This is a genomic window from Burkholderia sp. ABCPW 111 (assembly GCF_000773065.1).
GTDB classification, from domain to species: Bacteria; Pseudomonadota; Gammaproteobacteria; order Burkholderiales; family Burkholderiaceae; genus Burkholderia; species Burkholderia savannae.
Genome location: NZ_JPWT01000066.1, coordinates 177,832 through 197,396, shown reverse-complemented (window position 1 = coordinate 197,396; position 19,565 = coordinate 177,832). Strand labels below are relative to the sequence as shown.

At 67.3% G+C, this 19,565-nt stretch carries 21 protein-coding genes; 6 read left to right on the top strand and 15 right to left on the bottom strand.

Features of this window, described 5'->3' with window-relative positions:
• Nucleotides 1-83 precede the first annotated feature (83 nt).
• The 3 genes from slmA to argB are packed head-to-tail and all read right to left on the bottom strand — an operon-like array spanning nt 84 to nt 2,451.
• Nucleotides 84-785 (bottom strand): nucleoid occlusion factor SlmA, encoded by a 702-nt coding sequence (gene slmA, locus X946_RS14245; protein ID WP_038748563.1) that lies wholly within the window; start codon nt 783-785, stop codon nt 84-86.
• Complete coding sequence (locus tag X946_RS14240) at nt 752-1,555, bottom strand: pyrimidine 5'-nucleotidase (RefSeq protein ID WP_081989568.1); 804 nt, start codon at nt 1,553-1,555, stop codon at nt 752-754. The genes slmA and X946_RS14240 overlap by 34 nt, the downstream gene beginning before the upstream one ends.
• On the bottom strand, nt 1,552-2,451 hold the full coding sequence (gene argB / locus X946_RS14235; RefSeq protein ID WP_038748561.1) for an acetylglutamate kinase: 900 nt from the start codon (nt 2,449-2,451) through the stop codon (nt 1,552-1,554). The genes X946_RS14240 and argB overlap by 4 nt, the downstream gene beginning before the upstream one ends.
• A 321-nt stretch (nt 2,452-2,772) precedes the next feature.
• On the opposite strand from argB, the gene X946_RS14230 reads away from it, so the two are divergent.
• From X946_RS14230 to X946_RS14220, 3 genes are read left to right on the top strand one after another with little or no spacing between them, the layout of a single operon-like run.
• Nucleotides 2,773-3,015, top strand: a complete 243-nt coding sequence (locus X946_RS14230) for a cysteine-rich CWC family protein (protein WP_038748560.1) — start codon at nt 2,773-2,775, stop codon at nt 3,013-3,015.
• 17 nt (nt 3,016-3,032) lie between these two features.
• On the top strand, nt 3,033-4,313 hold the full coding sequence (locus tag X946_RS14225) for an ATP-binding protein (protein WP_038748559.1): 1,281 nt from the start codon (nt 3,033-3,035) through the stop codon (nt 4,311-4,313).
• Between the two features lie 19 nt (nt 4,314-4,332).
• The gene (locus X946_RS14220) at nt 4,333-4,875 is read left to right on the top strand and encodes a response regulator transcription factor (protein ID WP_038748639.1); all 543 of its coding nucleotides are present in this window, start codon (nt 4,333-4,335) and stop codon (nt 4,873-4,875) included.
• A gap of 376 nt (nt 4,876-5,251) precedes the next feature.
• Here the strand turns inward: X946_RS14220 and hslU are convergent, their stop codons facing one another.
• The 9 genes from hslU to X946_RS14175 form a co-directional block, all read right to left on the bottom strand.
• Nucleotides 5,252-6,595: an ATP-dependent protease ATPase subunit HslU gene (gene hslU, locus X946_RS14215; protein ID WP_038748558.1), complete on the bottom strand. Its 1,344-nt coding sequence runs from the start codon at nt 6,593-6,595 to the stop codon at nt 5,252-5,254.
• 10 nt (nt 6,596-6,605) lie between these two features.
• Nucleotides 6,606-7,142: an ATP-dependent protease subunit HslV gene (gene hslV / locus X946_RS14210; protein ID WP_038748557.1), complete on the bottom strand. Its 537-nt coding sequence runs from the start codon at nt 7,140-7,142 to the stop codon at nt 6,606-6,608.
• A gap of 260 nt (nt 7,143-7,402) precedes the next feature.
• Nucleotides 7,403-7,819 carry an RNA polymerase-binding protein DksA gene (gene dksA, locus X946_RS14205; RefSeq protein ID WP_006024133.1) on the bottom strand — a complete coding sequence of 139 codons (417 nt, stop codon included), beginning with the start codon at nt 7,817-7,819 and terminating at the stop codon, nt 7,403-7,405.
• Between the two features lie 586 nt (nt 7,820-8,405).
• Nucleotides 8,406-9,482, bottom strand: a complete 1,077-nt coding sequence (locus tag X946_RS14200) for a CobW family GTP-binding protein (protein ID WP_038748556.1) — start codon at nt 9,480-9,482, stop codon at nt 8,406-8,408.
• Nucleotides 9,483-9,657: 175 nt separating this feature from the next.
• Complete coding sequence (locus tag X946_RS14195; RefSeq protein ID WP_038748555.1) at nt 9,658-10,914, bottom strand: class I SAM-dependent rRNA methyltransferase; 1,257 nt, start codon at nt 10,912-10,914, stop codon at nt 9,658-9,660.
• An 80-nt stretch (nt 10,915-10,994) separates the two neighbouring features.
• Nucleotides 10,995-11,915 (bottom strand): tyrosine recombinase XerC, encoded by a 921-nt coding sequence (gene xerC, locus X946_RS14190; RefSeq protein WP_038748554.1) that lies wholly within the window; start codon nt 11,913-11,915, stop codon nt 10,995-10,997.
• Between the two features lie 48 nt (nt 11,916-11,963).
• The gene (locus X946_RS14185) at nt 11,964-12,677 is read right to left on the bottom strand and encodes a DUF484 family protein (protein WP_038748553.1); all 714 of its coding nucleotides are present in this window, start codon (nt 12,675-12,677) and stop codon (nt 11,964-11,966) included.
• A 31-nt stretch (nt 12,678-12,708) separates the two neighbouring features.
• The gene (gene dapF / locus X946_RS14180) at nt 12,709-13,593 is read right to left on the bottom strand and encodes a diaminopimelate epimerase (protein ID WP_038748552.1); all 885 of its coding nucleotides are present in this window, start codon (nt 13,591-13,593) and stop codon (nt 12,709-12,711) included.
• Between the two features lie 40 nt (nt 13,594-13,633).
• Nucleotides 13,634-14,518, bottom strand: coding sequence for a lipid A biosynthesis lauroyl acyltransferase (locus tag X946_RS14175; RefSeq protein ID WP_038748551.1), 885 nt, complete (start codon nt 14,516-14,518; stop codon nt 13,634-13,636).
• A 266-nt stretch (nt 14,519-14,784) separates the two neighbouring features.
• Between X946_RS14175 and metK the strand changes: the two genes are divergently transcribed.
• Nucleotides 14,785-15,972 carry a methionine adenosyltransferase gene (gene metK / locus X946_RS14170; protein WP_038748550.1) on the top strand — a complete coding sequence of 396 codons (1,188 nt, stop codon included), beginning with the start codon at nt 14,785-14,787 and terminating at the stop codon, nt 15,970-15,972.
• 163 nt (nt 15,973-16,135) lie between these two features.
• On the opposite strand, the gene X946_RS14165 is transcribed toward metK, so the two are convergent.
• Complete coding sequence (locus X946_RS14165; RefSeq protein ID WP_038748638.1) at nt 16,136-16,489, bottom strand: hypothetical protein; 354 nt, start codon at nt 16,487-16,489, stop codon at nt 16,136-16,138.
• Between the two features lie 368 nt (nt 16,490-16,857).
• Between X946_RS14165 and X946_RS14160 the strand changes: the two genes are divergently transcribed.
• Nucleotides 16,858-17,628: a phytanoyl-CoA dioxygenase family protein gene (locus tag X946_RS14160; protein WP_038748549.1), complete on the top strand. Its 771-nt coding sequence runs from the start codon at nt 16,858-16,860 to the stop codon at nt 17,626-17,628.
• Nucleotides 17,629-17,816: 188 nt separating this feature from the next.
• On the opposite strand, the gene X946_RS14155 is transcribed toward X946_RS14160, so the two are convergent.
• Nucleotides 17,817-18,023, bottom strand: a complete 207-nt coding sequence (locus X946_RS14155; RefSeq protein ID WP_038748548.1) for a DUF3185 family protein — start codon at nt 18,021-18,023, stop codon at nt 17,817-17,819.
• A gap of 173 nt (nt 18,024-18,196) precedes the next feature.
• On the opposite strand from X946_RS14155, the gene mgrA reads away from it, so the two are divergent.
• The gene (gene mgrA / locus X946_RS14150; protein ID WP_038748547.1) at nt 18,197-19,240 is read left to right on the top strand and encodes an L-glyceraldehyde 3-phosphate reductase; all 1,044 of its coding nucleotides are present in this window, start codon (nt 18,197-18,199) and stop codon (nt 19,238-19,240) included.
• 69 nt (nt 19,241-19,309) lie between these two features.
• On the opposite strand, the gene X946_RS14145 is transcribed toward mgrA, so the two are convergent.
• Complete coding sequence (locus X946_RS14145) at nt 19,310-19,495, bottom strand: hypothetical protein (RefSeq protein WP_038748546.1); 186 nt, start codon at nt 19,493-19,495, stop codon at nt 19,310-19,312.
• Nucleotides 19,496-19,565 lie beyond the last annotated feature (70 nt).

Below are 19,565 nucleotides of genomic sequence, written 5' to 3'. Positions count from 1 at the left end.
CGTTTCCCTCGTGCTCGCCGCGTCCTCCATGTTCTTCATGTTCTCCATGTTCGCGGCGGCTTCGCGCCTGCGCCGCTGCAGCGCTACTGCAGGATCAGCCGCAACTGCGCGTCGGCGTGTTCGCCCGGCGCTTTCGTGAAGCCGCTCTTCGCATAGCGGTGCCAGCGGCCGAGCACATAGCTGACGACGAGGCTCGCGCGCAGCGCCGGATCGTAGTCGTCCGGCAGCGGCACGGAGGGCGGCGGCGCGGCGGCACCGGCGGCGTCGGCGCGCGCGCTCGCTTCGAGAAGCGCGACGCGCAGGCTCTGCTTGATCGACGCCTCGATCCGCTCGAGCATCTGATTGACGCGCTCGGCGAGGCGCTCGTGCTCGCCGACGAGCGCCTCGCCCGTCAGCACGCGCGTCATGCCGGGATTCTTCGCCGAAAAATTGAGCAGCATCAGCGCGATCGAGCGCGCCTGCAGCACGCCGTTCGGCTCGTTCGCGGCGATCTGGTTGACGAGCCCGAAGAACGTCTCCTCGATGAATTCGATGAGGCCTTCGAACATCTGCGCCTTGCTCGCGAAATGCCGGTAGAGCGCGGCCTCCGACACGTCGAGACGCGCGGCGAGCGCCGCGGTCGTGATCTTCTCGCTCTTCGGCGATTCGAGCATCGACGCGAGCGTCTGCAGAATGTGCACGCGACGCTCGCCCGGCTTCAGGCGCACGCGGGTGCGGGAGGCGGGGTTGCGTTCGTCTTCCGCCGCTGCGGTTACTGCCGGGTCCTGCGGGTGAGTCGGCTGCATTTTCGTCGCCCCGATCGAGTGCCCAATCGCAGCGATTTTAGCGAACCAATGCGACGATCGACATAGTGCGGCCGCCCGTAGCTTGGCAGATGACCGGGCAGGTGCCCCGTGATCCAGACCGTTCGGATGCCGAGCCGCTTGTAGCGCTTCAGGTGGCCGCGCGTATCCTCGACGAGGATCGCGTCGGACAGGCGCACGTGCGCGGCGCGCATCGCCCGGCGCAGCATCGTCGCGTCGGGCTTCGCGCGCCACGCGCGGCGGTCGCGCATGTGCTCGATCGCGATCACGCGCTCGAACAGGCGCTCGATCTTCAGCTCGCGCAGCACCGCGCGCGCGTACGCCTCGGGCGCGTTCGTCAGCACGATCTTGCGGCCGGGCAGCGCCGCGACGAGCCGCGCGAGCCCGCGCTCGGCGCGCACCATCGACGGCAGGTCGGCGAACGTGTGGACGACCTTCAGGAAATCGTGCGGATCGATCGAATGATGGCGCGCGAGGCCGAGGAGCGCCGCGCCGTAGCGGCGCGAGTAGTAGGTGCGCAGGTGATCGGCGTGCGCGCGCTCGACTTTCAGCGTGTCGGCGATGTATTGCGTCATCGCCTGGTTGATCACCGGGAAGATCGCGTGCGACGCGTGATGCAGCGTGTTGTCGAGATCGAAGAGCCAGACGGGGCTGCCCGCGTGCGGACGGGCGCGCCGCGCGCGACGGCGTCCGGGCGTCTGCTCGCCGGCTGGCGGCAAGGCCGCGCGGGGCGGCTGACGGCGCGCGCTCAATGCGAGCGGATCATCGTGCCGAACGGCTGCTCGGTCAGGATCTCGAGCAGCACCGAGTGCTCGATGCGGCCGTCGACGATGTGGACCGACTTCACGCCGCTCTTCGCCGCGTCGAGCGCGGACGAGATCTTCGGCAGCATGCCGCCCGAAATCGTGCCGTCTTCGAAGAGGGCGTCGATCTCGCGCGCGGACAGGTCGGTCAGCAGGTTGCCTTCCTTGTCCATCACGCCGGGGATGTTCGTCATCATCACGAGCTTCTCGGCGTTCAGCACGGTCGCGAGCTTGCCGGCGACGAGGTCGGCGTTGATGTTGTACGACAGGCCGTCCTCGCCGAAGCCGATCGGCGAGATCACCGGGATGAACGCGTCGTCCTGCAGCGCCCTCACGACGGCCGGGTTGATCGCCTCGACCTCGCCGACCTGGCCGATATCGACGTACTCGCCCGGGTTGTCGCGGTCCGGCATCATCAGCTTGCGCGCGTGGATGAGGCCGCCGTCCTTGCCCGTCAGGCCGACCGCATGGCCGCCGAAGTGGTTGATCAGCGTGACGATGTCCTGCTGCACCTCGCCGCCCAGCACCCATTCGACGACTTCCATCGTCTCTTCGTCGGTGACGCGCATCCCCTGAATGAACGTGCCCTGCTTGCCGATCTTCTTGAGCGCCTGGTCGATCTGCGGGCCGCCGCCGTGCACGATCACCGGATTGATGCCGACGAGCTTGAGCAGGATCACGTCGCGCGCGAAGCCTTGCTTGAGCCGCTCTTCCGTCATCGCGTTGCCGCCGTATTTGATCACCACGGTCTTGCCGTGGTAGCGGCGAATGTACGGCAGCGCTTCGGCGAGAATTTCGGCTTTCAGGACGGGGGAGATCTGCGAGAGGTCGATCGGCTCGGACATGGCGGCGGCTCTGGTGCGAAACGGTTGAAACAGGCGGAATTGTACAGGAGTGGCGCACCGCAGCATGGGGTTTTTGGCCGTTCGGACGATGGGCGGCGCGGGTGCCGCAAGCATGCGCCGTCGCCGGAAAAGTGACGTTTTCCTGCGCGATCCGCATGCAAATTCCGCGCGCGGCGCTTATGCTTGGCACGTGGTGCTCGGCTGCCCGCCGCGAGGCGGTGGCCGGGCAGCCGCCTCGCGGCGGCGAACCGGCTGTGCCGGCCGCCGGCGCTCGCTTTTTGTCCCTTTCTGCCCTTTCCGGCTTGACCCGGCCTATTCGAGATGACCGAGCCCGCCGCTACGTCCGGCCTGATCAGCAAGCGTTGCCCGCGCTGCGGCAGCGCGTTCGACTGCGGCGCCCGCACGCGTCCGTTCACCTGCTGGTGCGCGGCGATGCCGAGCCTGCCGCCCGGCGCGCAGCCCGCGACGGGCGCGCGCTGCCTGTGCCCGGAATGTCTCGCCGTCGAGATCGCCCGGCGCGTCGCCGCGGGCGCGGGGGCCGGCCGGCCCGAGCGCGAAGACTGAGAAGGTAAACTGCGCGGATGCAACGAATCACCACCACCGGACGCGTCAACCTGAGCCATCTGTTCTGGCTGCGCAATCTCGCGATCATCGGCCAACTCGTTACGATCGCCGTCGTACAGACCTATTTCGGCGTCCATTTGCCGTTACCGGCGATGCTGATGGTAATCGCGCTCGAAATCGTCTTCAACGCGCTGACGTGGGTGCGCGTGCTGCGTGCGCGGCCCGAGACCAATTTCGAGCTGCTCGGCCAGCTATGGGTCGACCTGGGCGCGTTGTCGGCGCTCCTGTTCCTGTCCGGCGGGACGACGAACCCGTTCGTGTCGCTGTATTTGCCGTCACTCGCGATCGCGGCCGCGGTGCTGCCGTGGCACCTGATGATCTGGCTCGCGGCGTTCGCGGTCGCGTGCTATCTCGCGCTCGGCTTCGATTCGGTGCCGCTCAACCTGGATAATCCCGCGAATCTGTTCGATTATTTCCGGGCGGGCATGTGGGTGAACTTCATGGTGAGCGTCGGGCTCATCGCGTGGTTCGTCGCGCGGATGTCGAGCGCGCTGCGCCAGCGCGACGCGGCGCTCGGCGAGGCGCAGCAGGCGCTGCTGCGCGACGAGCGCGCGGTCGCGCTCGGCGTGCAGGCGGCCACGGTCGCGCACGAGATGGGCACGCCGCTGTCGACGATCGCGATGCTGACCGAGGAGCTGCGCGAGGCCGCCCGCACGGATGCGGGGCTCGCGCGCTACGATGCGGACCTGAAGGTGCTCGAGGAGCAGATGTCGCAATGCACGTCGGCGCTCGCGCGCCTCAGGAGCCGCGCGTCGGAGCGGCCGAGCAGCGAGCCGGTCGGCGAATGGCTCGACACGTTCGTCGAGCACTGGCGGCTGCGCCATCCGCACGTGCTGTTCGAGCAGTTGGGGCCGCAGCCCGCGGGCGTCGCGCTCGACGATACGGTCGCGGTCGGCCAGATCCTGACCATCCTGCTCGACAATGCCGCGCGCGCGAGCCGCGATCGCGTTACGCTGGCGGCAACGATCGCGCATGACGGCGCACGCGACGAAATCGAGTTCGAAGTCTGCGACAACGGGCCGGGCATCCCGGCCGCGTTGCGCGACGCGCTCGGCGCGGCGCCCGTCGACAGCACGCAGGGCGGCCACGGGGTTGGCCTGTATCTGGCGTTCAGCGCGGCGGCGCGCCTCAGCGGCTCGATCGAGCTCGCCGACGCGCAGCCGCGAGGCACGCGGGCGATCCTGCGGCTGCCGGTCGCGCGCCAGGTGGCGGCCGAGATGGCGAACGGTAACGGATAGACAAGACGGAGTGATGCAAATGAGCGACAAGAATTTCCTCGTGATCGACGACAACGAAGTGTTTGCCGGCACGCTGGCGCGCGGGCTCGAGCGCCGCGGCTACACGGTGCGGCAGGCGCACAACAAGGACGAGGCGCTCAAGCTCGCGGGCGCCGAGAAATTCCAGTTCATCACGGTCGATCTGCACCTCGGCGACGATTCGGGCCTGAGCCTCATCGCGCCGCTGTGCGATCTGCAGCCCGACGCGCGAATCCTCGTGCTGACGGGCTACGCGAGCATCGCGACCGCGGTGCAGGCGGTGAAGGACGGCGCGGACAACTATCTCGCGAAGCCGGCGAACGTCGAATCGATCCTCGCCGCGCTGCAGACGAACGCGAGCGAAGTGCAGGCCGAAGAGGCGCTCGAGAATCCGGTCGTGCTGTCGGTCGACCGGCTCGAATGGGAGCATATCCAGCGCGTGCTCGCGGAGAACAACAACAACATCTCGGCGACCGCGCGCGCACTCAACATGCACCGCCGCACGCTGCAGCGCAAGCTCGCGAAGAAGCCGGTGCGGCAGTAAGAGCGGGGCGCGCGCCGCGGACGCCGGGCGTCGCGCGGCGCTTGCACCGCGCGTTGCGGTGGCGGCGAGGCGCGCCGGGCAATCGGCTTGGCAGTCGGCTTGGTAGGCGGCTTGGTAGTCGGCTGGTAGTCGGCTGGTAGTCGGTCGGCGGTCGGCATGCAATCGGCCGGCGGTCGGTCCGTGGTCGGTCCGTGGTCGGTCCGTGGTCGGCGCGGCCGGCTTCGAGCGATCGACGCGAAAGATTCGCAGCCGGCGGCGGGCGATAGATGCCGAGCCGCAAGCGGCCGAGATCGATGCCGCGCCGCGCGCCGAAACGAAAAACGGGCAGCCCCGCAAGGGACCGCCCGTTTTTTTCGGTCGGCAAAGCCGCTTCGCGTTACAGCACGTAGCGCGACAGATCCTCGTCCTTCGACACCTCGCCGAGCGCACGGTCGACGTACGCCGCATCGATCGTCACGCTCTGGCCGGCGTGGTTGCCCGCCGCGAACGACACTTCCTCGAGCAGCTTCTCGATCACCGTGTACAGGCGCCGCGCGCCGATGTTCTCGGTCTTCTCGTTGACCGCGTATGCGATCTCGGCGAGCCGGCGGATGCCGTCGTCGGCGAACTCGAGCTTGACGTCCTCGGTCGCGAGGAGCGCCTGATACTGCTTGACGAGGCTTGCGTCGGTCGCGACGAGAATCGCTTCGAAATCCTTCACCGACAGCGATTCGAGCTCGACGCGGATCGGGAAGCGCCCTTGCAGCTCGGGGATCAAGTCGCTCGGCTTCGCGAGATGGAACGCGCCGCTCGCGATGAACAGGATGTGATCGGTCTTCACCATCCCGTACTTCGTGTTGATCGTCGTGCCCTCGACGAGCGGCAGCAGATCGCGCTGCACGCCCTGCCGCGACACCTCGCCGCCGCCGCCTTCGTGGTTTCTCGACGTGATCTTGTCGATCTCGTCGAGGAACACGATGCCGTTCTGCTCGACGTTCTGCACGGCCTTCGTCTTCACTTCCTCGTCGTTGAGCATCTTCGCCGCTTCCTCGTCGGTGAGCAGCTTCAGCGCTTCCTTGATCTTCACCTTGCGGCGCTGCTTCTTGCCGCCGCCCAGGTTCGAGAACATCGAGCGGATCTGCTCGGTCATCTCTTCCATGCCCGGCGGCGCCATGATGTCCATGCCGACGCTCGGCTGCTCGATGTCGAGCTCGATTTCCTTGTCGTCGAGCTGGCCTTCGCGCAGGCGCTTGCGGAACGTCTGGCGGGTTGCGTTGTTGTCGTCGTTCGCGTGCTCGGCGTTCGCGCCGAAGCCGACCGCTCGCGGTTGCGGCAGCAGGGTGTCGAGGATGCGGTCCTCGGCCTGGTCGGTCGCCTTGCTGCGCACCTTGCGCATCTCCGCTTCGCGCGTCTGCTTGACCGAGATCTCGATCAGATCGCGCACGATGCTGTCGACGTCGCGGCCGACATAGCCGACTTCGGTGAACTTCGTCGCTTCGATCTTGATGAACGGCGCGTCGGCGAGCTTTGCGAGGCGGCGCGCGATCTCAGTCTTGCCGACGCCCGTCGGCCCGATCATCAGAATGTTCTTCGGCGTGATTTCCTGGCGCAGCGGCTCGGCGACCTGCTGGCGGCGCCAGCGGTTGCGCAGCGCGACCGCGACGGCCTTCTTCGCGTTGTCCTGGCCGATGATGTGCTTGTCGAGTTCCGAGACGATCTCGGCAGGGGTCATGGTGCTCATTGCTTCGTCCTTACTCGATAGTCTCGATGACGCGATTGTGGTTCGTGTAGATGCACATGTCGCCCGCGATCTCGAGCGATTTTTCGACGATCTCGCGCGGGGACAGATCGGTGTTCTCCGCGAGCGCGCGCGCGGCGGCCTGCGCGTAGGCGCCGCCCGAGCCGATCGCGCAGATCCCGCCTTCCGGGTCGAGCACGTCGCCGTTGCCGGTGATGACGAGCGTCGTGCTCGCATCGGCCGCGATCAGCATCGCTTCGAGGCGGCGCAACATGCGGTCGGTGCGCCAGTCCTTCGCGAGCTCGACGGCGGCGCGCGTCAGGTTGCCCTGGTGCTTTTCGAGCTTTGCCTCGAAGCGGTCGAGGAGCGAGAAGGCGTCGGCCGTGCCGCCCGCGAAGCCGATGAGCACCTGGTTGTTGTAGATGCGGCGCACCTTGCGCGCACCGCCCTTCATCACGATATTGCCGAGCGTGACCTGGCCGTCGCCGCCGAGCGCGACCTTGTCGCCGCGCCGCACGGAGACGATCGTGGTGCCGTGAAATTGCTCCATCTGTAATCCTCGAGAAAGACGGGGGATGCGGGGCGCGCGGGCGCCGCCGCGTGATGCGGCGCGCGCAAGCCGTGGCGTGGCCTGCCGGCTTGACGCGCATGGACTTCATTTTAGGGCGGGCGCCGCGATATCAAGAGCGGCGTGCGTCGAGCGCCGTCGCGAGGGGGAAGCGGGCGGCAGCGGAAAAACAAAAGCGCGCGGCAGGCCGCGCGCTTTGTGCAAAGCGTGTGAGGCGCGGAAGGCGGGCCGCGCCGGGAAGGTCAGTCGCCGAACAGCTTCTGACGCAGCTCGCGGCGCTCTTGCGCCTCGAGCGACAGCGTGGCCGTCGGACGCGCGAGCAGACGCGGAATGCCGATCGGCTCGCCCGTCTCTTCGCACCAGCCGTATTCGCCCGATTCGATGCGGGCGAGCGACTGCTGGACCTTCTTGAGAAGCTTGCGTTCGCGGTCGCGCGTGCGCAGTTCGAGCGCGTGCTCTTCCTCGATCGTCGCGCGATCGGCGGGGTCCGGCACGATCACCGTTTCGCGCAGATTCTCGGTCGTCTGGCCCGCATTGCGGAGAATTTCCGCCTGCAATTGTTCGAGCCGATTTTTGAAGAAGGCGAGCTGATCCTCATTCATGTAATCCTTGTCGCTCATCTTCAGGATTTCGGCTTCGGTCAAGAGTTTCTTCGTCATCTGCTTGCTTCTTCAATGTGCGGCGAATCTGTAGATATTGCCCGCACTTTGGGATTACCCGCAACAGCCCTTGCAATTGTTTGCCATTCGCTGCGGCGGGGCCGAAAGCCTCCGGATACCGGGCCCATTTCGTTCAGGACTCCCCTTGGGAGGACCGGATTGCGCGCGACCGGCGGGCGGCCATCCCCGGCGCTCCACCGAGCCGCCCACGCTCATGCAAGGATCGGGCCTGCCGCCGCCCTTCGCTCTCCAGCGGGCAGGTATTGTAACTGAATCGCAAGTCCTCGCCGTATCGGGTCGATCCCCTGCCGGTCAAGCGGTATCCTGAAAATATAACCCGCAAATCAGGAAAAAGCGATGACGACTGCACGCCGGCGCGCGGGCGGCGCGGCGGTCTTCGCCGCGGGTGCGGGACGCGACGCGCGCGGGCTCGATAGCGGCGTGCGATCGGACGGCGAGTGTCGGGCGGCGAGTGTCGGGTGGGGCGACGGTGAGCGGCGAGCGCGCGGGCCGCGTCGCCGTCGCCCCGCGCGCAATCGCGCCGGCGCGCCCGGACCGAGCCGCGCGCCGGCCGCGCGTGGGCGCGTTACGCGAGGCAGGCGTCGAGGCCGTCGGTGATGAGGTCGCGCGGCAGGTCGACGCCGATGAACACCATCTTGTTGGTCTTCTTCTCGGCCGGCAGCCACTTCGCGGCGAGATCGCTGCCCATCATCTGGTGCACGCCCTGGAACACGACCTTGCGGTCGACGCCCTTCATGTACAGCACGCCCTTGTAGCGCAGCATCCGCTCGCCATAGATCTGCAAGATCCCGCCGAGGAAGTCCTCGAGCTTGTTCGGATCGAACGGGCGATCGTTGCGGTACACGAACGACTTGATCTTGTCGTCGTGGTGCGCATGGTGATGATCCTGATGGCCGTGCTCGTGATCGTGCTCGCAATGGCCGTGATCGTGATCGCAATGCGCGTGATCGTGCTCGTGGTCGTGGTGATGCGCGTGCTCGTGCTCGTCTTCCGCGAGGAAGTCCGGATCGATCTCGAGCTTCGCGTTCAGGTTGAAGCCGCGCAGGTCGAAGATCTCCTTGATGTCCGCGTCGCCGAAGTTCACGACCTTGATCGCCGCCCTCGGGTTCATGTGCAGCAGGCGGTGCTTGAGCTCCGAGGCCGTCTCGTCGTCGACGAGGTCCGCCTTCGTGATGAAGAGGCGATCGGCGAAACCGACCTGGCGCTGCACGACTTCGTGCTCGTCGAGCTGCATGTCGGCGTGCTTCGCGTCGACGAGCGTGATGACCGCGTCGAGCAGGAATTCGTCGGCGATCTCGCTGTCGATGAAGAACGTCTGCGCGACGGGGCCCGGGTTCGCGAGGCCCGTCGTCTCGATCACCACGCGGTCGAAGTCGAACTTGCCGTCGCGCTTCTTCGCGGCGAGGTCGGCGAGCGCGCGCGCGAGGTCGCCGCGGATCGTGCAGCAGATGCAGCCGTTGCTCATCTGGATGATCTGCTCGTTCGAATCCTGGACGAGGATCTCGTTGTCGATGTTCTCCTCGCCGAACTCGTTTTCGATCACGGCGATTTTCATGCCGTGCTGTTCGTTCAGGATGCGCTTGAGCAGCGTCGTCTTGCCGCTGCCGAGGAAGCCGGTGAGGATGGTGACGGGAATGGCCATGTCGTCGGTCGCCTGTGGTTCGTGAAACGGGGTCAAAACAGTGGGAAAACAGCGCGCCCGGCAACTTCCCGGGCGCTCGATCACTTATTGAAACATATCTGTCAAGCCCCCGCTGCCGGCCGGATGGCCGGCGCGGCGCGGGCGCGCACTGCGCCGCCCGTTCAGATCGGGGCGATCACGCGATTTGCAACAGCAGGCCCTTCAGATATTCCCCTTCGGGGAACGCGGTCAGAAGCGGATGGTCGACGCCCGCGCCGAGCCGCTTCAGGATGCGCGCGTCGACCTTCGCGTCGGCCGCCGCGCCCGCGACGATCTTCTGAAACAGCTCCATGTCGATCGCGCCCGAGCACGAATAGGTGAACAGCAGGCCGCCCGGGCGCAGCAGCTTGAAGCCGCTCAGGTTGATGTCCTTGTACGCGCGCGCGGCGCGCTCGACGCTGTCGCGCGTCGGCGCGAACTTCGGCGGGTCGAGCACGACGAGGTCGAAGCGCTCGCCTTCGTCGACGAGGCGGCGCAGCGTCTTGAATGCGTCGGCGTCGAGCCACTCGGCGCGCGCGGCGTCGAAGCCGTTCGCGGCGACGTTGCGCTGCGCGAGCGCGAGCGCGTCGCCCGACGAGTCGATCGACACGACCCGCTTCGCGCCGCCCTTGAGCGCCGCGAGCGAGAAGCCGCCCGTGTAGCAGAAGCAGTTCAGCACGTCGCGCTCGCGCGCGTACTGCGCGACGAGCGCGCGGTTGTCGCGCTGATCGACATAGAAGCCCGTCTTGTGGCCGTTGCGGACGTCGACGTGGTACAGCACGCCGTTCTCGTTCGCGATCAGCGTGTCGGGCGGCGGATCGCCCGCGAGCACGCCCGTCGTCTGCTCGAGGCCTTCCTTTTCGCGGATCGACACGTCCGAGCGCTCGTAGACGTTCGGGCAGCCGGTCGCGGCGACGAGCGCCGCGACGATCGCGCCCTTCCAGTGCTCGACGCCCGCCGCCATGAACTGGCAGACGAGCTGGCCGCGGCCCGCGCCCTCGCCGGAGGCCGGCGGCTCCGCTGCGTGGGCGGCAGCGCGTTGCGCGGGAACCTGCGCGGCGACGTAGTAATCGACGACGAGCCCCGGCAGCCCGTCCGCCTCGCCGAACACGAGCCGCACCGCGCCCGTGCCGGCGATCATCGTGTTGCGATGCGCAACCGCGCGCTGCACGCGCCGCTTGAAGAACGCATGGTCGATCGGCTCGTTCTCGTCGAAGCTCCACACGCGCAGCCGGATCTGCGAATGCGGGCTGTACGCGGCGCGCGCGAGGAAGCGGCCGTCGTGCGAGCGCACGACGACGGTCGCGCCGGGCGCGGGCTTGCCGTCGACGCGGTCGATCGCATTCGCGTAGATCCACGGATGGCGGCGCAGCAGGGATTTGTCTTTCGACGGCTTGAGCGTAACGGTATGCATGTCGGGATCGAAAAAGCCGCGTCGGACGCGGCGAAGGGTGATTCGTCGATTGGGTGATTCGGTGAGCGCGGCGGCGCGCGTCAGTCACGCTTCTTCGCGCGCGGATGCGCGCTGTCGTAAATCTTCGCCAGATGCTGGAAGTCGAGCGACGTATAGACCTGCGTCGCCGAGATGCTCGCGTGGCCGAGCAGCTCCTGCACCGCGCGCAGGTCGCCGCTCGATTGCAGCACGTGCGTCGCGAACGAGTGGCGCAGCACGTGCGGATGGACGTTCGCCGGAATGCCCGCCGCGAGCGCCGCGCGCTTCACGCGCTCGCGCACGACGCCGGGCGACATCCGGTTGCCGCGCACCGACAGGAAAAGCGGGCGCGGATCGCGTTTCACGAACTCGCCGCGCACCGCGAGCCATGCGTTCAGCGCGTCGATCGCCTTGCGGCCGACGGGCACCTTGCGCTCCTTGCCGCCCTTGCCGTGCACGGTGACTTCCGCTTCGGCGAGGTCGAGCCAGCCTTCGGAGCGATAGTCGCCGTCCTTCGCGTATTCGATGTCCAGACCGATCAGCTCGGCGAGCCGCAGCCCGGACGAATAGAACAGCTCGAGGATCGCGTGGTCGCGCAGGCTCTCGGCGGTGCCGGCCGTCGGCGCGTCCATCAGCGCGGCCGCATCGTCGACGGACAGCGCCTTCGGCAGCGTCTTCGCGCGCTTCGGCGCGCGGACCGCCGCGACCGGATTCGCGTTCATCTCGACGTGCTGCGCGAACCAGCGGTAGAACGCGCGCCACGCGGACAGCCGGTGCGAGATCGAGCGCGCGGACAGGCCGCCCGCATGCGCGCGCACGACCGCGCCGCGCATGTCGACGGCCGTCAGGCTTTCGAGCGGGCGGCCGTTCGCGAGTTTCTTCAGCTCGTCGAGCTCGTGTGCGTACGCGCGCAGCGTGTGGTCCGACAGCTTCCTGACGTGCCGCAGGTTCGACAGGTAATCGGCGGTCGGGTCGGCGATCATGGCGCGTGTCGGGCGGGCGGGCGAGTGGCGATGCGCGCTGCGCGGCCGTCAGTGCGGCAGGAGGCGCGTGAGCGCCGCGCCGGCGAGCGCGCCGATCTGCGTGAGGAAATCGGTGCCCATGCCGTCGTGGAAGCGGCGCGGATCGGGCGAGCCCAGCACGAGGAGGCCGAACGCGCTCGCGCCCTCGCCCGCGGCGGGCGTGCGCAGCGCGATTAGCGCGACCGATTCGGCGGCGCCGCTCGCGGCGGGCGCTTCGCCGTCGCCCGCGGCCGGCGCGGGGGCGACGGGCGCGAGCCACTGCGCGGCCTCGAAGCCGGTGTTCGCGCCGCAATATGGGGTCGCCAGACTGTTCGTGAACAGGCGCACTTCCTCGCCGGCGTTGCGCGCGAAATCGGCTTGCGCATAGGTGTCGGCGACGTCCCAGAGCCTGAGCGCCGTCTGCGGGACGTCGAACACGTCGGCCAGGCCGCTCGCGATCGCGCGCGGCAGCGCGTACGGATCGCGCTCGGCGATCACGCGCGCGGTCCAGCGGTTGAACTTCGCGGCAAGCCCGTCGTTCTCGTGGCCATAGCGCAGCAGCTCGGCGAGCCGGCGTTCGAGATGCTTGTTCTTGTCACGCAGCATCTCCATCTGCCGCTCCTGTAGCGACACCGCGGCCTTGCCGTGCGGATTCGCGAGCTTGATCGTCGCGAGCAGCTCCGCGTGCTTGGCGAAGAATTCGGGATTGGCGAGCAGGTAGTCGGCGACTTCGCGATCGTTCATGGCGCTTCGTTGGGCTTCGGCAAATGAAAGGTCAGACAACAGGAGATCGGACGGGCAGGTCGATCACGCCTTCGAAGACGGTCGTCGCGGGGCCGGCCATCAACAGCGGCGCGCTTTCGTCGCGCGTGCCGTCCCACGAAATCGTCAGCGTGCCGCCATGCGTATGGACCGTGACGGGCGAATCGAGTTGCCCGCGCCGGATGCCCGCGGCGACCGCCGCGCACGCGCCCGTGCCGCACGCGAGCGTCTCGCCCGCGCCGCGCTCGTAGACGCGCAGGTTCACTTCGCGGCGCGACACGATCTGCATGAAGCCCGCGTTCACGCGTTGCGCAAAGCGCGGATGGCGCTCGATCGCGGGGCCGTCGACGCCGACCGGGAACGCCTCGGCGTCGTCGACGATCTGCACCGCGTGCGGATTGCCCATCGACACGACCGAGATCCAGCGCGTCGCACCGTTCACGGGCAGCGGCCAGAGCGTGTCGGCGCCTTCGCGGCGGCCGTCGAGGCCGCTTGCGTCGAACGGCACGCGGGCCGGTTCGAACACGGGCGCGCCCATGTCGACGACGACCTCGCCGTTGGCCTGCATCGTCAACGTGATCACGCCGTGCTTCACTTCGACGCGCACGCTCGCCTTGTCGGTGAGCCCGTGGTCGCGGACGAACTTGACGAAGCAGCGCGCGCCGTTGCCGCAGTGCTCGACCTCGCCGCCGTCGCAATTGAAGATCCGGTACTTGAAGTCGGCGCCTTCGACGGTGGGCTTTTCGACGAGCAGCAGTTGATCGGCGCCGATCCCGAAGTGGCGGTCGGCGAGCGCGCGCACCTGCGCGTCGGAGAGCGGGGGCAGCGCGCGGGTGTAGCCGTCGAGCACGACGAAGTCGTTGCCCGCGCCGTGCATCTTGGTGAACGAGAGTTTCATGGGCGCTATTGTATGCCGGGGGTATGCCGCGGCGGCGGAGTCAATAGAAGCCCGGCTCGCCGGGCGGGCGCGTCTTGAAGCGCTTGTGCACCCAGTAGTACTGCTCGGGCATGAGCGGAATCTGCTCCTCGAGGAACGCGTTCATCCGGCGCGCGTCGAGATCGTCGTCGCCCGTCGGATAATTTTCCCAAGGTTTGAAGACTTTCAGCCGATAACCCTGGTAATTGGGCAGCACTTCGCCGATGAACGGCACCACCTGCGCATGGCCCGTCTTCGCGAGCCGGCCGACCGCGGTCAGCGTGCACGCGGGCACGCCGAAGAACGGCACGAACGTCGAGTTGCGCAGGCCGTAGTCCATGTCGGCGCCGAGCATCACCGGCTTGCGGTCGCGCAGCCAGCGCAGCACGACGCGCGCGCTGTCGGCGCGGCCGACCATCTCGGCGTCGAAGCGGCCGCGCGCGGCCTTGGCGACGGCTTCGAGCGCCGGGTTCGAGAACGGCTGGTACAGCGACCCGCAGCGGCGTTGCAGCGACCGGTTCAGCCAGATCGAGCCCGCCTCGATGCCGACGAAGTGCAGGCCGAGGAAGAGCGTCGGCGGCAGGCCCGGATCGGTGAGATCGATCGCGCTGTCGACCTGGATCAACTTTTCGAGCTTTTTCGCGGAGCCGAACCACTGGACGCTGCGCTCGACGTAGCTGCGGATCGCGTGCCGGAAGTGCAGGCCGGCCACCTCCTCGCGGCGAGCGTCGCTCCAATTCGGGAAGCAAAGTTTCAAATTGATGTGTACGATGCGCTTTCGCCGGCTGGGGATTCGATAGAGCAGCCAGCCAAGGCCGTCGCCCAGGCGCGCGGTCAAGCCGTAGGGCAGGATCGCGAGGAATTTGAGAAACGCGACGGCGAGCTGTGTGCCGAGACGGCCTAGCATGCGAATCCTCCGTCGATCCGGACGGCCGGCGCGATGAAAGCAGGGTTGAAGGACAGCGGAAGGAGCAGCACGATCGACGCTCTGTAACAATTCGAGAAAGCCGCTATAATACGGGCTTCGCCGAGTTAACTGACAACTTGCGGGGCGAAGCCGGCGGGCGCTATGAGCGCTCACGGTGCAGGAAATCCGCTAAAGCGTCGCCGCTTCGGGCCTCTGGAAGCTGGCTACGTGAACTTCAACCGTAACCACAACAGGAGCCTGAGAACGTGGCAAACGATTATCTCTTTACGTCCGAATCCGTATCCGAAGGCCATCCGGACAAGGTCGCGGACCAAATCTCCGACGCGATCCTCGACGCCATCCTCGCGCAGGACAAGTACTCCCGTGTCGCAGCCGAGACGCTGTGCAACACCGGCCTCGTCGTGCTGGCCGGTGAAATCACCACGACCGCGAACATCGACTACATCCAGATCGCACGCGACACGATCAAGCGCATCGGCTACGACAACACCGATTACGGCATCGACTACCGCGGCTGCGCGGTGCTCGTCGCGTACGACAAGCAATCGCCCGACATCGCGCAGGGCGTCGACCGCGCGCATGACGACAACCTCGATCAAGGCGCCGGCGACCAGGGCCTGATGTTCGGCTACGCGTGCGACGAAACGCCCGAGCTGATGCCGCTGCCGATCCACCTGTCGCACCGCCTCGTCGAGCGCCAGGCAAACCTGCGCCGCGACGGCCGCCTGCCGTGGCTGCGTCCGGACGCGAAGTCGCAGGTGACGGTTCGCTATGTCGACGGCAAGCCGCACTCGATCGATACCGTCGTGCTGTCGACGCAGCACGCGCCGGACATCGAACTGCCCGCGCTGCGCGAAGCGGTGATCGAGGAGATCATCAAGCCGACGCTGCCCGCCGACCTGATCAAGGGCGACATCAAGTTCCTCGTGAACCCGACCGGCCGCTTCGTGATCGGCGGGCCGCAAGGCGATTGCGGGCTGACGGGCCGCAAGATCATCGTCGACACGTACGGCGGCGCAGCGCCGCACGGCGGCGGCGCGTTCTCGGGCAAGGACCCGTCGAAGGTCGACCGCTCGGCCGCTTACGCGGGCCGCTACGTCGCGAAGAACATCGTCGCCGCGGGCCTCGCGTCGCGCGCGCTGATCCAGGTGTCGTACGCGATCGGCGTGGCAGAGCCGACCTCGGTGATGGTCAACACGTTCGGCACGGGCCGCGTGTCTGACGAGACGATCACGAAGCTCGTGCGCGAGCATTTCGATCTGCGTCCGAAGGGCATCATCCAGATGCTCGACCTGCTGCGTCCGATCTACGAGAAGACCGCCGCCTACGGCCACTTCGGCCGCGAAGAGCCGGAGTTCTCGTGGGAAGCCGCCGACAAGGCGCTCGCGCTCGCCGAAGCGGCTGGCGTCGAGCCGGCCGTGCAGGTCGCCTGACGCAACGCACGTTCCCGACGGCAAACGAAAACCCCGGCCTTGGCCGGGGTTTTTTATTTCGGTTCTGCATCGGCTTCGCGCGCGTTGCGCGCCGGTGCCGTTCGCGTTCGCCGGGCATGCACGATGCGCGCGGGCGCGGCGAATTGCCGCGCGCGTGTCGCGCTCAGCGCGCGGCGAACACGAACCAGCCGGTGCTCGCCGCGAGGCGGCGCGGCCGGTTGATCCGGCGCGGCGCGGCGCTCGCGCGATGCAGCGACGGCGCGCGCAGCCGCAGCGACGGCTTTTGCAGCAGCGAGCGCAGCGCGATGCGCCGCGCCGCAGCATGGGCGCTCATCAGCGACAGGAATGCATGCAGCCATGCGCGCAGACCATCGAGCCGCGGCTGGTGCTGGCGAGCGCGCTCGGCGAGCACGCTCGCCCGCGCGCTGTGGTGGCGCAACGCGCGCACGATTCGCGGCGGCGCCGACGGCGTGCTCTTCGGGGTGCGGTGAAGACGGGAAGTCAGTCGGAAAGGCATGACGAAAGTAATTCGCTCGTAGATTGCGTCCATTTCAGGGCGCGAATGTCAAAACGGCCGTTGTGCGGCAAGGGTCGAACCCATCGTACCGAAGGCATCGGTGCGCCGCTGCCCGCGAAAACTAGCAGGTGCGTCGAGACTACAGGCGATTCGTGACGCCAGAAAGTCGCGCTAACCCTTGTGCGTCGGGCACATCGCATCCGGGCGGCCGTAGTTAGTGACGTGCGCGCGCCCGACAGTTCCTTTGCGTTACATCAAATTCGCCGCAGCGATTGCGCGCTGTTTTTCACTTCGCGGCATCGTTGCCGAGCATGTCGCACAGGCCGGCTTTACAATCGATCGTTGATAACAATCATGTCGAACTTCCCATGTCTTCCTTGCACCCGGAGTTGATTCACACGCAGGTCCAGACGCTGCGCGCGCGCGGCTTCGTTGTCGCACCGGGGCTCGTCGCGCCCGAGCGGTGCGCGCAGTTGAAGGCGATCGCCGAGCGTCAGCTGCACGAGGCGGCGCAGCCGCTCGAATTCGAAGCGGACTTGCGCTATCCGGGCGCGCCCGAATCGCGACACGCGCCGGGCGGCCACACGGTGCGGCGCCTGCTCGACGCGTACGCGCGCGACGAAGCGTTCGCCGAGCGCGCGACGGCGCCCGAGATCGCCGCGTGGATGCGCGCGTACTTCGGCGAAACGCCGGTGCTCTCGCGCGCGCATCACAATTGCGTGATGACGAAGCATCCGGCGTACGGCAGCTTGACCGGTTGGCATCGCGATGTCCGTTACTGGTCGTTCGAGCGTCCGGACCTCGTGTCCGTGTGGCTCGCGCTCGGGCCGGAGACGAACGAGAACGGCGCGCTGTGGCTCGTGCCGGGCTCGCATGGCGAGGAATTCGGGCCGGAGCGCTTCGACGAAGCGAAGTTCTTCCGCAGCGACGTGCCGGGGAACCGGCGACTGATCGAGCAGGCGGTGTGCCCGGAGCTCGCCGCGGGCGACGTGGTGTTCTTTCATTGCAACACGCTGCATTCAGCGGGGCAGAACCGCACCGATCAGGTGAAGTTCTCGCTCGTGTTCACGTACCACGGCGACAGCAACCGGCCGATGCCGGGCTCGCGCTCGGCGTCGACGCCGGAAGTGCGCTTCTAGTTCGTCGCGCGCGCCGGCGGGATGCGGCGCGATTCGCGATGCGTCGCGTGTCGCGCTTCGTTCGATGCGCGATGAAACGTGCGCGACTTCGCGGCGCGCGCAAGCCGACGATGATCGAAAGAAGCGGGCGGCACGCATGCGCGCCGCCCGCTTTGTTTTTGGGGGGCGAGACGGAATGCGCGGGCGCGTCAGCGCCTGCCGCTCGGCATCGACACGCCGATCAGCCCGATGAGCGTTGCGACGACGCCGCCTGCGATCAGCATGATCGTTTTCGTCGAAGGCGAGCCGGTGAAGAAGCGCGCGACGCCGTCGTTGATCGAATGGAACGACTGGCCGCCGAAATACAGCAGCACGACGCCGCCGACGATGAGCGCAACGGAAATCGCTCGGGTCATGAAAATCCTCGCTGAAACGGATGGTGAAGACGCCGCAGTGTAGGGGAGCGCCGCCGCTGCGTCCATCGCGGCGCGTGTTGCTGCACGATTCGCGATCGTTGGCTAACATGGCCCGCTGAGGTTCGTCCGGCCGGGTCGCACCGGCCTCGTTCAACGTCTCGATGGGAATTCAGATGGCCTACGAAGCAGCTTCCGAACGCTATGCGGACATGCAGTATCGCGTATGCGGAAAATCCGGGCTCAAACTGCCGGCGCTTTCGCTCGGCTTGTGGCACAACTTCGGCGACACGACGCCGATCTCGACGCAGCGCGAGATCCTGCGCACCGCATTCGATCTCGGCATCACGCATTTCGATCTCGCGAACAACTACGGGCCGCCTTACGGCAGCGCGGAAATCAACTTCGGGCGTTTGTTGCGCGAGGATTTCAAGCCGTATCGCGACGAGCTGCTGATCTCGACGAAGGCCGGCTGGGACATGTGGCCCGGCCCGTACGGCAGCGGCGGCGGCTCGCGCAAGTACGTGCTCGCGAGTCTCGATCAGAGCCTGCAGCGCATGGGGCTCGACTACGTCGACATTTTCTACTCGCACCGCTTCGACGCGCACACGCCGCTCGAGGAAACCGCAAGCGCGCTGGCCGCGGCCGTGCAGCAGGGCAAGGCGCTCTACGTCGGGATCTCGTCGTATTCGGCGGCGAAGACGCGCGAGATCGCGAAACTGCTCGCCGAATACAAGGTGCCGCTCCTGATTCACCAGCCCGCGTACAACATGCTCAATCGGTGGGTCGAGCGCGAGCTGCTCGACGCGCTCGACGAGACGGGCTCCGGCTGCATCGCGTTCACGCCGCTCGCGCAAGGGCTCCTGACGTCGAAGTATCTGAACGGCGTGCCGGCCGATGCGCGGGTCAACAAGCCGGGCGGCGGATCGCTGAAGGCGGATCACCTGAGCGCGGAGAACCTCGGGCACGTGCGCAAGCTGAACGAGATCGCGCAGCGGCGCGGCCAGAGTCTCGCGCAGATGGCGCTCGCTTGGGTGCTGCGCGATTCGCGCGTGAGTTCCGCGCTGATCGGCGCGAGCCGCGCGGAGCAGGTGCGCGAGAACGTCGCGGCGCTCGGCAAGCTCGCGTTCAGTGACGATGAGATCGCCGAGATCGACCGCCATGCGACGGAAGGCGGGATCAACTTGTGGGAAAAGCCGTCCACCGATCAGGCAATCTGATCGGTAGTCATCCTGACGATGCGCCTGCCGCCCGCTTTCGGCGCGCCGAAAGCGGTGCGAGCGCGACAGCTAGATCAGCGCAGGGAGCCCTTCGACGAGCAGCACGGCCACGGCCACGCCGAGCATCGCGCCGAGCACGCGCAGCACGTTGTGACGGAATTCGGTCGCGCACGGGACCGCGCCGAGGAACAGCGCGCCGGCGAGCGCCATCGGGATCAGCAGGATGAAGTCGCCAATCGTGAAATAAGTCGACATGCGTGTCTCCTTTCTTATCCGATCCGGCCGCCTGCTGGGCGGCCGGTTGTTTCGAGTATAGGAAACGGCC